11 protein-coding genes are annotated in these 11,551 nt (G+C 41.4%); 4 read left to right on the plus strand and 7 right to left on the minus strand.

Annotation, left to right across the window (positions count from 1 at the left end):
- Window positions 1-301 precede the first annotated feature (301 nt).
- Together cysE and ABZA00_RS13820 are read right to left on the minus strand one after the other, a co-directional pair.
- Window positions 302-1,081, minus strand: a complete 780-nt coding sequence (gene cysE, locus ABZA00_RS13815; protein ID WP_372882742.1) for a serine O-acetyltransferase — start codon at window positions 1,079-1,081, stop codon at window positions 302-304.
- Window positions 1,081-2,037 carry a cation diffusion facilitator family transporter gene (locus tag ABZA00_RS13820; protein ID WP_372882743.1) on the minus strand — a complete coding sequence of 319 codons (957 nt, stop codon included), beginning with the start codon at window positions 2,035-2,037 and terminating at the stop codon, window positions 1,081-1,083. The genes cysE and ABZA00_RS13820 overlap by 1 nt, the downstream gene beginning before the upstream one ends.
- A 400-nt stretch (window positions 2,038-2,437) precedes the next feature.
- Here ABZA00_RS13820 and ABZA00_RS13825 point away from each other — a divergent pair, with 400 nt between their 5' ends.
- Genes ABZA00_RS13825 through trmL form a run of 3 tightly spaced genes read left to right on the plus strand, consistent with a single transcriptional unit; the run spans window position 2,438 to window position 5,129 of the window.
- A complete protein-coding gene (locus ABZA00_RS13825; protein ID WP_372882744.1) occupies window positions 2,438-3,145 on the plus strand; it encodes a response regulator in 708 nt (235 codons plus the stop codon).
- Window positions 3,146-3,183: 38 nt separating this feature from the next.
- Window positions 3,184-4,608, plus strand: a complete 1,425-nt coding sequence (locus ABZA00_RS13830) for an ATP-binding protein (RefSeq protein ID WP_372882745.1) — start codon at window positions 3,184-3,186, stop codon at window positions 4,606-4,608.
- Between the two features lie 56 nt (window positions 4,609-4,664).
- A complete protein-coding gene (trmL, locus tag ABZA00_RS13835; RefSeq protein WP_372882746.1) occupies window positions 4,665-5,129 on the plus strand; it encodes a tRNA (uridine(34)/cytosine(34)/5-carboxymethylaminomethyluridine(34)-2'-O)-methyltransferase TrmL in 465 nt (154 codons plus the stop codon).
- 41 nt (window positions 5,130-5,170) lie between these two features.
- Here the strand turns inward: trmL and recJ are convergent, their stop codons facing one another.
- The 3 genes from recJ to xerD all read right to left on the minus strand — a co-directional run bounded on the left by recJ (window position 5,171) and on the right by xerD (window position 8,881).
- A complete protein-coding gene (gene recJ, locus ABZA00_RS13840; protein ID WP_372882747.1) occupies window positions 5,171-6,889 on the minus strand; it encodes a single-stranded-DNA-specific exonuclease RecJ in 1,719 nt (572 codons plus the stop codon).
- Between the two features lie 160 nt (window positions 6,890-7,049).
- Complete coding sequence (gene dsbC / locus ABZA00_RS13845) at window positions 7,050-7,802, minus strand: bifunctional protein-disulfide isomerase/oxidoreductase DsbC (protein WP_372882748.1); 753 nt, start codon at window positions 7,800-7,802, stop codon at window positions 7,050-7,052.
- Between the two features lie 182 nt (window positions 7,803-7,984).
- Complete coding sequence (gene xerD, locus ABZA00_RS13850) at window positions 7,985-8,881, minus strand: site-specific tyrosine recombinase XerD (protein WP_372882749.1); 897 nt, start codon at window positions 8,879-8,881, stop codon at window positions 7,985-7,987.
- 55 nt (window positions 8,882-8,936) lie between these two features.
- Here xerD and fldB point away from each other — a divergent pair, with 55 nt between their 5' ends.
- Window positions 8,937-9,455 (plus strand): flavodoxin FldB, encoded by a 519-nt coding sequence (fldB, locus tag ABZA00_RS13855; protein WP_372882750.1) that lies wholly within the window; start codon window positions 8,937-8,939, stop codon window positions 9,453-9,455.
- Between the two features lie 269 nt (window positions 9,456-9,724).
- Here fldB and ABZA00_RS13860 read toward each other — a convergent pair whose 3' ends face one another.
- Window positions 9,725-9,913: a hypothetical protein gene (locus tag ABZA00_RS13860; protein WP_372882751.1), complete on the minus strand. Its 189-nt coding sequence runs from the start codon at window positions 9,911-9,913 to the stop codon at window positions 9,725-9,727.
- Between the two features lie 156 nt (window positions 9,914-10,069).
- Window positions 10,070-11,551, minus strand: a 1,482-nt coding sequence (locus ABZA00_RS13865; protein WP_372882752.1) for a right-handed parallel beta-helix repeat-containing protein, incomplete at its 5' end; no start/stop codon positions are given.

Genomic DNA, 11,551 nt, shown 5'->3' on the forward strand with positions numbered 1-11,551 from the left:
CACAAAATCGTATGGAACGATTTTGAACAGCTTTAGCTGGCCACAAAGTGGTGAAGAACAGGACGTTCTGAATCAAATCAATAACAAAGACTAAAACGTAGTTTTATGTCTAGCTAGCATTCATTTTAACAAGCATAAATGAATAGATAATTAGCGGAATTGGTATTACTTTAATATTTGTGTATAAGAATCAGGTTGAGAGCTGAAAGCATTTATACCCATGTTCCTTCAAGATGCAAAGTCAAAAGCATCTTGAAGTAACATGGGTATACTATATACAAACACCTCAAAGAGAGTTTTATTAAAGTCCCTGTTCCATAGATAAGGAAGGCATATCGCAAGAGGGAACCCCCACCACCTTAGCAGGAACACCGGCTACAGTGGTATGAGGAGGTACAGCTTCTAACACTACGCTGCCTGCCCCAATTTTCGCGCCAATACCAATTTCAATATTACCAAGCACTTTAGCACCTGCTCCAATCATTACTCCCTGACGAATCTTAGGATGGCGATCACCTCCCACTTTCCCTGTTCCGCCTAAGGTTACCCCCTGTAATAGCGAAACATTGTCTTCAATAACTGCTGTTTCACCAATCACAACGCCGGTAGCATGGTCAAACATAATACCTTTACCTATCTTCGCTGCAGGATGAACATCAACAGCAAATAATTCAGAGCTGCGGTTTTGCAGATAGAGGGCTAAAGGGATACGATTATTATTCCATAACCAATGCGCTACACGGTGAATTTGAATTGCCTGAAAACCTTTGAGATAGAGTAAAGGAGTTGAATAATCATCAACAGCAGGATCTCGGTCCTGGACAGCAAGAATGTCAGCCATTGCTGCCTCAACAATTTCCGGTGATTTTGAAAATGCCTCATCAATCACTTCCCGCAATAAAATTCCCGGCATAGTATGATGATCCAGGTGATTTGCCAGTTGGTAACTTAAAGCCGATTTTAAGCTGTGATGATTTAATATCGTAGAATGAAAAAAACTAGCTAAAATGGGCTCACTAGCGGAATAATCCCACGCTTCTTCTCGTATTTTTTTCCATAATTTTTTCTGCGCGGCATCCATTAAATATTACCCTCAATATAGTTATCTGGCGACGTTTCAAATTGTAATTTATCATTCAACTTTTCCTCCTTAACCACCGACAGTGGATCAAGGTGAATCAGTATATCTGTGTGAGGAAAAGCAAGATCTAATGCCTCTTCTACCAGATCCGCCTTGTTATGTGCCTCTAATAAACTTTGATTATCATCAAGCTCTAAGTGTAACTGAATAAATTTAGTATTACCCGACTGTCTGGTGCGTAAATCATGCACACCACGCACCCCGTTAACATGGTAAGCAATTTTAAGAATTTTTTCCGCATCGGATTTAGGTAACTGTTTATCCATTAGAGCATCAATTGACAGGCGGCCAATTTGCCATGCACCATGGAGAATATAAACACTCACAGCAATAGCAAATACGCCATCCGCCCAATGCCAGCCCAATCCGGCCAACACCAGCGCTAATAATACCGCGCCATTCATCGCAATATCTGTCCGGTAATGTAAGGAATCGGCTTTAATCGCCATGCTGCCGGTTTTTTTGACAACATAGGTTTGAAAAACAACCAGCAGTACAGTAATTATTACAGAGAAAACCATCACTGCAATACCAATATCCGATGCGCTTATCTGGTGCCCGTTTACCAGTGAGGAGATACCGTTAAACATCAGATAGATTGAGGTACCGGAAATAAACGCAGCTTGCGCCAACCCGGCAAGACTCTCCGCCTTCCCGTGCCCGAAACGGTGATCATCATCGGCAGGCTGCAGCGCAACTTTAATTGCCAGCAGGTTAATAATAGAGGTTGTCACATCCATTAGCGAGTCGGTTAACGTGGCTAATATACTCGCCGAGCCGGTCATGATCCACGCGACCAGTTTAACGATAATTAGTAGAGAGGCAGCGAATATAGCTGCACGACCGGCAAGATTTACTAACCGGGCGTATTCTGCTTTGTTTAAATTATTTGACAAAAATCACACCTGTAGCATAACAATCAATTAAGCGGACATTATACCCTACCCGCTTAGAAATGCGAATTTCAACGACCAATCAAAGAGTTACAAGATAACACTAAATGACCGCATAATGCTAACGAGCAGATACATTATTCTGTTTAACATACTGTTTTCAACTGCAAACATCCGCAACAGCTAACTCCTCAATTTTGCGTGAAAAATCCCCCTCACACAGTGTAAATAAACGTAAAGAATCACATAACAACTTAAAAATACTGTCTAATAACGGAAAAATAATCTGCATTACGTTATTAAATTGATAATGCATTTAAATGTACCAGAACACTATTTTTACACAGGCCCTCCGATAAGTGGCTTATACTTATACGAAGGTTTTTTTTTATAAGGCCAGTACATGAATAAATTACTACTCATTGATGATGATAACGAACTTGTTTCCCTGCTTGCAGAATTTCTTTCCTTGGAAGATTTTGTTGTTGAGACCGCATGCGATGGTGAAAGCGGATTACACAAAGCACTTAACGGGGATTATGACCTGATATTATTAGATGTCATGATGCCACGTATGAATGGTTTGGAAATGTTACAACTGTTACGCCAAAAAAGTGCCGTCCCGGTATTAATGTTAACCGCGAAGGGGGATGAAATTGATAAAGTACTGGGGTTTGAAATGGGCGCAGATGATTATCTGGCAAAACCCTTTAGCGAGCGGGAATTAATCGCACGTATCCGAGCAGTTCTGCGCCGCACCCAACTACAAAATACAGATCCGGTTAATAAAATAAGTCATTTAGATATTGAGCTTTTCCCTGCACAACAACAAGCAGTTTGTCAGGGTATTACTATCGAATTGACCGGGACTGAACTATTGTTACTAGAGAAATTTATCACTCACCCCGGGGAGCTATTTTCAAAAGCGGATCTAAGTGAGCAGGTATTAGACAAAAAATTAGAGCCTTTTGACCGTAGTATTGATATGCACTTAAGCAATCTGAGACGTAAACTACCGGCAAGACTCGACGGTCAGACCCGCGTCAAAAACTTTAGGGGACGTGGTTACATGTGGTTAGAAGGACAAAACCAGCTAAAGGAGGCTAGTTGATACTGCCCCCTGGCGTTTAAAACAGAGGAATTAAGCTCTTGAAAAAATTTAAGCTAAGTAACATTTTTCTATCTGAAAAATTCAAGAAACTCTTAATTCACTGGGGCAGTATCACCTCCCGTGCACCAATTAACTCGATGTTTGTAAAAATATTTTTGTCTTTTTGGTTTCTGATTCTATTATTAACCACCATATTGATTTCATTTCCTCTCTTAGATGACAGGCAACTACAAGATGTTACCAGCAGTGATTTAAACGATTTAACCTTAGTACGGGAAAGCCTGCAACGATCCGCAGAGCTCTACCCTGATGCAACTATCCAGGAATTAATCGACAACGATCCCGGCACGGATTTTCGCAGAATCTACCTAACGGATCTTTTTGGCCGTCTGATTAATGACAAGGCTCCGAGAAAAATGCGCCAGTTTATTCTCGATAGCGATTCATCTGAAACTCCGCAAAAAAAAATTCTGACCAAATTAACCTATCTAGGACCGGTTGTATTCGAGCATAATCAGCGCACCTACCTGCTCTATTTTTCAGCTCCTAACCAGAAGGAAACGCTGGAAGTCATTGAGTGGTTAATCGACAACCCCTTCTTATTACTGCTGACAGCTTTAATTATCAGCGCGCCAATCTGTGCAATATTGGCCTGGCATTTAACCCAACCGCTTCGTCAGCTGCAGGAAGTTGCTCATCTGGTTGCTCAGGGAGAACTTAATACCCGGTTTCCGACCATTAAGAATAGTGATGAAATAGAAAAACTGGCTAATTCAATGCAGCTGATGGTGCTTTTCTTAAAAAATATGCTTAACAATCAGCAACGACTGCTCAGTGACATTTCCCACGAGCTACGCTCCCCCTTAACCCGCTTAGGCCTGGCACTGGCGATCAGTAAAAAGCATTTCGGCGAAAGCAAAGACCTGCTGCGCATTGAACTGGAAACAAAAAGAATTGAATCCATGCTAACGGAAGTGTTAAACCTGTCGCGTATCCAATTAACACCAGTGCAGAAAGAGAGAATTGCGCTTAATGAATTTCTCGAGGAGCTTTTTTTAGATGCCGAGTTTGAAGCCAATGAATACGGAAAAATATTTACCTACCCGAGATTATCAACGGTTAAAATCAATTTATATCCTGAATTTGCCTATCGTGCTATCGAAAATGTAATCCGGAATGCCATTAAATATGCGCAGCACAAGATTAACGTTAAAATAAGCATAACAGTGCTGACTATCATTGTAAGTATTGAAAATGACGGCCCGTTAATTCCTGAAAGTGAATTAAAAAATATTTTTCGTCCTTTTTATCGTTTAAGTGAAGCCAGGGAGCGTGAAACAGGCGGGGAAGGGTTAGGATTGAGCATAGCTGAAAATGCCATGTTTAAACATGGAGGAAAGATTTGGGCAGAAAACATTGATAATAAAGTGTGTATGCACTTACAATTCCCCCGTTATGGTTAGATAAACTCGTTTACACCTGAAATTCCTGTCAATATACTAAAAGATAACTGCCTACTATGATTGAAATAGCACTGTATGAACCTGAGATTCCACCGAACACAGGAAATATTATTCGCCTATGCGCAAACACCGGCTGCATTTTACATTTAATTGAGCCCTTGGGTTTTGAGCTGGATGATAAAAAAGTGCGCCGGGCGGGACTTGATTACCACGAAATGACTCATGTTTACCGGCATAAAAATTATGATGCTTTTTTACAGGCAGTCTCCGGCAAAAGAATTTTTGCCTGTACCACAAAAACAACCACCTTCCATAGCCAGGCAGACTTTCAATCGGGAGACGTATTATTATTCGGCCCGGAAACTCGTGGCCTGCCGCCTGAGATCCTCGATATTTTACCAACCGAGCAGAAATTGCGTATTCCAATGCGGGCAACAAGCCGTTCGATGAATTTATCTAATGCAGTATCCGTCTTCGTCTATGAAGCCTGGCGTCAACTCGATTTTGAGGGAGCTGTATAAAAAAACAGACTGTTAGCTGACAGCCGTCGGCTAACGGTTTCTTATTCCGGTTGCAGATACTCAATGAGCATCTGTACTGTGCGGTTACCTCTGAACTCATTAACATCCAGACGATAAACACAATTCGCTTTTTTTAGCGTCGGATTAGGCCATAGCGCCACATCCACATTAAATGCGATCGCTTCAATGGCTTTGCCATCGACTTCCAGGGTCATTTTTAAATGTTTTTCACCTACCAGACGCTGCTGTAAAATTTTAAAAACACCGTCAAACAACGGCGCAGGAAAACCCTGTCCCCATGGCCCTGCATCCCTTAACTCCTGGGCCTGCTCAAGGGTAAACTGATGGCCGCTTAACTGTCCGTCTGAGAGAATAATGTTGTTGAGAAGCTCAGTACTGACCTGCTCTTCAAGTACCCTGTTTAAGGTCGTTGCAAACAGCTCAAAGTCAGTTTCCTTTAAAGACAGTCCGGCAGCCATCGCATGTCCGCCGAATTTCAAAATGACACCGGGTAGTTTCTTATCCACCAGATCCAGCATATCACGGATATGCACCCCGGGAATGGAACGCGCAGAAGCTTTAATTTCGCCATTCCCTGCTTTTGCAAAAGCAATCGTAGGACGGTAATATTTTTCTTTAATACGGGAGGCAACCAGACCAATCACTCCTTGATGCCATTCACTTTCAAACAAGCAGATAGCATGAGGGATATTGCTTTCATCCAGTGCTAAATCCGCTAAATTTTTTAATGCTTCTTCCTGCATACTCTGTTCAATCTCACGACGCGATTGATTTAACGCATCTAATTCGTTGGCCAGTATGTTTGCCTGCTCTACATTTTCACATAACAGCAATTCCACCCCAAAGCTCATCTCATCCAGTCGCCCTGCAGCATTTAACCTTGGTCCTAATGAAAAACCTAAATCACTGGCCACTAACTGCACTTGGTTTCTTTTGGCAACGCTGATTAACGCACTGATACCGACCCGGCAAACCCCTGCCCGAATGCGCGCCAGCCCCTGCTGTACTAAGGTGCGGTTATTCGCATCCAGTACGACCACGTCTGCAACTGTGCCCAGAGCCACTATATCTAATAATGTGGCTAAATTAGGCGCTTTAATATTTGTAAAATAACCTTTCTGCTGCATAAAAGCGCGTAATGCCAGCATCACATAAAAAGCAACCCCCACACCGGCTAAATTTTTACTGGGGAAAGGACATCCCTCCTGATTGGGGTTAACAATCGCGTCCGCCTGCGGTATTTCTTCTCCCGGCAAATGGTGATCGGTTACTAAGACCTTCAGACCGTTATCTTTGGCATATTTCACCCCCGAGATACTGGAGATACCATTATCCACTGTCATCAATAATTGCGCCCCTCTGGCAATCGCCAACTCAACGATTTCCGGACTTAGACCATAGCCATAATCAAAACGGTTGGGAATAAGGTAATCAATATTGGTAAACCCTAAACCACGCAGGGCGAGAATACTGAGTGCGGTACTAGTCGCACCATCTGCATCAAAATCCCCGACCACAATGATTTTTTGAGAAGATAACAGCGCTTGATATAAAAGCTCACAAGCCTCTGTAATACCTTTTAGTTGCTGCGCATGCAGCAAACTTTTGGTGCTGTTATCTAACTCTTCCGCACTTTTTATACCACGATTAAGGTACAGTTGTTTTAATAAAGGGGAGCAGGGTAGGGAGATTGAAGCGGAAGCGATTGTAGGTCTTTTTGTTACTTGAACAGTGGGCATAATTTCTACCAATGTTTGTTTATAAAGATGATTGGGGTCTGCTGATCTTTCGAATACAAATTTTGCACGCAAAAGATCAGCTGCCCCTAATAAGCAGTGCGATATTTAATTTTCGCTACAGTTTATTAAATTAATCCGGCACAAAGGCGGTGTTATTGAACTAATTTTCTAAAACCTGCAGCAAACGCTGAGCAGGCAGATAACCCGGCGCCATCGAACCATCTTCTAAAATCAGAGCAGGCGTACCATTTACGCCGAGCAGACGCCCGAATTCATATTGCTCTTTTACCGTATTTTCACAGCTATTAGACGGGATAGATTTACGTTTTTTAGCACTATTCATCGCCTCTTTAGGGTCCTCAGCACACCAGATTGAAACCATATTCTGGTAGGTCGACGAATTCAAACCGGCACGCGGGAATGCTAAATAACGAATAGTGATCCCGGCTTTATTATAATCAGCCATTTCTGAATGTAACTTCTGGCAGTAACTGCAGGTCGGATCCGTAAACACCGTCACCACATGTTTTTCCTGATCTGCTTTAAAGACAATCATATCTTTTTCAAAAGCGGTTAATTTATCAATATTTTTTGCAATATTGTCCCGGCTTAACTGCGCCTTTTTCTGCTCGGTCAGGTTGAGCATCTGATTGTTCAGGTCGTAAATATTACCATATATTAAATGCGTCGCATCGCCACTAACATAATAGATATCACCCTTAGAGGTTACCTCATATAACCCTTCTATTACTGACGGATTGATGCCATCAACCGGGATATTAAGGCTTTGCATTTTCGATGTTATTTGTTCAACTGTAGAAGGCGATGTTGATTCACTGGCAGGTACAACAGCTGAAAAGCCAATTAATATAAGCGCACAAATAACACTTCTTTTAGAAAAAATAGTTGCCATAAAAACCTCATTTTTGTTTGATGGCATTAAAAAACTCTTAATACCCGAAAGTATAAGATTATGCCTAGGAAGCCCCGATTTGTGAATGTTTTAATTTGCCCGGCATACACACTGCGTACTGTGTCGTGTTTCTGGTTATTCTAGATCCATCCTGAGGTGATATCTCTGCATAGCAAAAATCATCAGGCACGCGGGTGGTGCTCATGATGCAGCTCCTTAAGCCTGTCTTTGGCTATATGTGTGTATATCTGCGTGGTGGAAAGATCACTGTGCCCCAACAACATCTGCACCACACGCAGATCCGCACCATAATTTAACAGGTGCGTAGCAAAGGCATGGCGCAGCACATGCGGCGATAATGCTTCTTTATCTATCCCGCATACCTGCGCATAATATTTAATACGGTGCCAGAATGTCTGCCTTACCATCACCGTTGCACGGCGGCTTGGAAATAATACATCGCTGCTTTGTCCCTTTAATAATTCAGGCCGCGCTTCTTCAAGATAACGTTCTACCCAGTAAATGGCCTCTTCTCCCAAGGGAACCAAACGGGTTTTATTGCCCTTACCGGTAATGCGCACAACCCCCTGCTTTAAGTTTATCTCTTCCATTGCGAGTCCGACCAGTTCTGATACACGTAAGCCGGTTGCATATAAGAGTTCAAGCATCGCTTTATCTCTAAATTGCACACTATCCGATAGATCCGGAGAAGACAACAAGCCGTCCACTTCTGATTCTGAAAGCGACTTAGGCAGCGGTTTTATAATTTTAGGACTTTCAAGCTTGGCACTGGGATCATCGTCACGCAGCTTTTCCCGACATAAATATTGATAATAACGGCGCAACGCGCTCATCAAACGTGCTGTTGAAGCATTTTTGTATTCTTTATCACCGTGCAGACGATCGCTGAAAAAATCAATTAAATCCATGGTCGACGCTGAACATAAACTAACCGTTCTTGCCATTAAAAAATCTTCGACCAGACGTAAATCATGACGGTAGGATGCTAAGGTATTTTGCGACAACCCTCTCTCCAACCATAATGAATCTAAAAATTGATCGATGCTTAATACTTCCATTAACGCTTCCTTATCTGTAAATTAACCGGGTTTTTAATTTATCAGGCTTTACTATATGAAAATCGGTTTATTTTATGGTTCGAGTACTTGTTACACTGAAATTGCAGCGGAAAAGATCCAGGCAACCATCGGTACCTCTCTGGTTGACCTATTTAACATAAAAACCACGCCCATTAGCAAGATAAATGATTATGATATTCTTATTTTAGGGATTTCAACCTGGGATTACGGGGAGCTTCAGGAAGATTGGGGCGCGTTGTGGGACGAGTTGGAGTCGGTTAATGTTAACAATAAAATTATCGCGTTATACGGGCTGGGTGATCAGGAGGGTTATAGCGAATGGTTTATTGATGCTGTTGGTATGCTGCATGACAAACTGCTACCGCAACATCCCAGGTTTATCGGTTACTGGCCAACGACGGGTTATGAATTTATCGCTTCCAAAGCCCTTTTAGCGGATCAGCCCTACTTTATGGGCCTGGCGCTCGATGAAGACACACAATATGAATTAAGTGATCAACGCATTGAAGAATGGTGTTTACAAATCCTCCAGGAAATACAGTTACTGCTCTGATCTTTCTCCAGCATTTAATATTGTACTATTATAAGTATCTTACCACGCACATTTTATTCAACTGCAAAACTGCGTTTTGCTTTGAGTTAATTTACAGGGACGCAGAGCGCACACTGGGAAAGGTAAGAGAGGCCCTTGAGTTTTTGCTCTGCCAGCCCGGTGTACTCTGTGGTAAATGATTGTCTGGTCTCTCTTTTGAAAAATAGCATTCTGTCCTGTCGAGTCATTAGGTAATATTTACTATTATACCAAATCCGATAATTATCTATTCATTTATGCTTGTTAAAATGAATGCTAGCTTCGTTATTGATTTGATTCAGAACGTCCTGTTCTTCACCACTTTGTGGCCAGCTAAAGCTGTTCAAAATCGTTCCATACGATTTTGTGTAATTAGAACAACTAGTTACTGCAATCAATGCCTTGCTTTCATCCATTTTTCCTACGCCTAAATAGATCATCTCATTAACGGAATTGGTATAATTCTTTTCTACTCCCTCCTCGCAGAAAACGTGGAGTGGAGCAATTCGAATCGTTATTGCCGAGGCATATTGAAAAAACAGCTCTAACACCTTGGGATTAACTCGCCAAGGTGAGTTTTGAGGCTTACATTCGATCTACGGGGAAATACTTTCAGAGTACTCAAAAGCGCCAATATCATAGGCAGCACCTTGCGGTCTTAATGTTCCATCAAAATCACTTTCGACTTCGATTATTGAGACTCCGGCATTAATTGCAGGACTGCCACTTTGTAGTCTTAGATTAATATCTAGCAGTGGATTCTCATTTACATTATTTAATGTATCAAGATTACTTCCTGAATTGTCTACACTGTTATTCCAAAATAAAGAGTATGAAATTTGAGAATTACCATCAACATTTTTAAATGCAATATTGGGGGTGCCTATCACCATATTATTCATGGCTTTCAAATTATCTCCCCCGGTTATACCATATGAATTCCCAATAAAATGGTTATTATATAGATAAATAGGTTCAGGAATGCTGGCTGCCCGGTAGTCTTCAGTAGTGTCACCGTTATCCATTAATCCCAATCCTACGTATACATTATCCTTAATTATATTATTATAAAAATAAAAGACTCTGTCAGATATTCCCGGATAGTCAATTAACTGGATTCCATCCTCACCATTTCCAGAGATTGTATTATTTCTTACGATAATATTTAGTGTTGGCCCGTTATAATTATGGAGTCTAATCTCCAGTCCATCATCACCATTATTTCTAATGATGTTATTTTCTATGATTGACTCAGAAGAACCATCCAAATCAATAGCATCATCAGTATTGTATTCAAATATATTATTTTTTACTATCGAACTTCCCCCCTCAAAATCTATACCATCTACAGTTCCAGTGATAGTAAAACCAATTATTTTCATAGGTTCTCCGATTGGAGTTTGAACAAAAAATCCATCGTTTCCACCACTGATAATTGTATTGGTAATATCTTGCTGATTTTCAGTATTAATAAAGTTAGATGCTATTGTAATCCTTTTTGAGACGATGAGGTCTCCAGGGTATGTACCTGGATAAACTAAAACCATATCTCCATCTTGTGCAGCATTAATAGCAGCCTGGATTGTAGAATAATCTGTCGGAACTCTCAGAGTATTGCCTAAGAAATCAGCCTCATCATCATCTACTTCTGACAAACACCCCGAATCATTTGGAAAATCGACTAAGCCATCAGCATCATTATCTATTCCATCTGAACATTGGGGCACAGCACAATCAAGAGAACATGATTGCCAGCTTTCACCAGCTCCGCAAATCCCGTCTCCACAATTAGTTTCATCTAACCCGGCTAAATTGATACACCCTAGATCAGCAACATCAGTTAAACCATCACCATCATTATCAATGCCATCATCACATTCATTGTTTCCATACTCACTGCTATCACTGGAACTGATACACCCTTGATCAGCCATATCTATTGCGCCATCACCGTCATTATCAATACCATCAGCACATTGGTAAACAGGAAGTTCAGTAGTATATTCGACAACCAAAAGCGCTGCATTTTGTGATTCACCATTATAAGATTCTGCTGTTCTCTCCCCGCTTCCCGTTAC

The sequence above is a fragment of the Psychromonas sp. genome (genome assembly GCF_041586535.1).
In the GTDB taxonomy this organism is placed as follows: domain Bacteria; phylum Pseudomonadota; class Gammaproteobacteria; order Enterobacterales; family Psychromonadaceae; genus Psychromonas.

Bases quoted from the DNA above. Each gene is read 5' to 3' on its own strand.
- ABZA00_RS13825 (WP_372882744.1), top strand. From the start codon at position 2,438: ATGAATAAATTACTACTCATTGATGATGATAACGAACTTGTTTCCCTG.
- xerD (WP_372882749.1), bottom strand. From the start codon at position 8,881: ATGGAAGTATTAAGCATCGATCAATTTTTAGATTCATTATGGTTGGAG.
- fldB (WP_372882750.1), top strand. From the start codon at position 8,937: ATGAAAATCGGTTTATTTTATGGTTCGAGTACTTGTTACACTGAAATT.
- ABZA00_RS13860 (WP_372882751.1), bottom strand. From the start codon at position 9,913: ATGATCTATTTAGGCGTAGGAAAAATGGATGAAAGCAAGGCATTGATT.
- trmL (WP_372882746.1), top strand. From the start codon at position 4,665: ATGATTGAAATAGCACTGTATGAACCTGAGATTCCACCGAACACAGGA.
- recJ (WP_372882747.1), bottom strand. From the start codon at position 6,889: ATGCCCACTGTTCAAGTAACAAAAAGACCTACAATCGCTTCCGCTTCA.
- cysE (WP_372882742.1), bottom strand. From the start codon at position 1,081: ATGGATGCCGCGCAGAAAAAATTATGGAAAAAAATACGAGAAGAAGCG.
- dsbC (WP_372882748.1), bottom strand. From the start codon at position 7,802: ATGGCAACTATTTTTTCTAAAAGAAGTGTTATTTGTGCGCTTATATTA.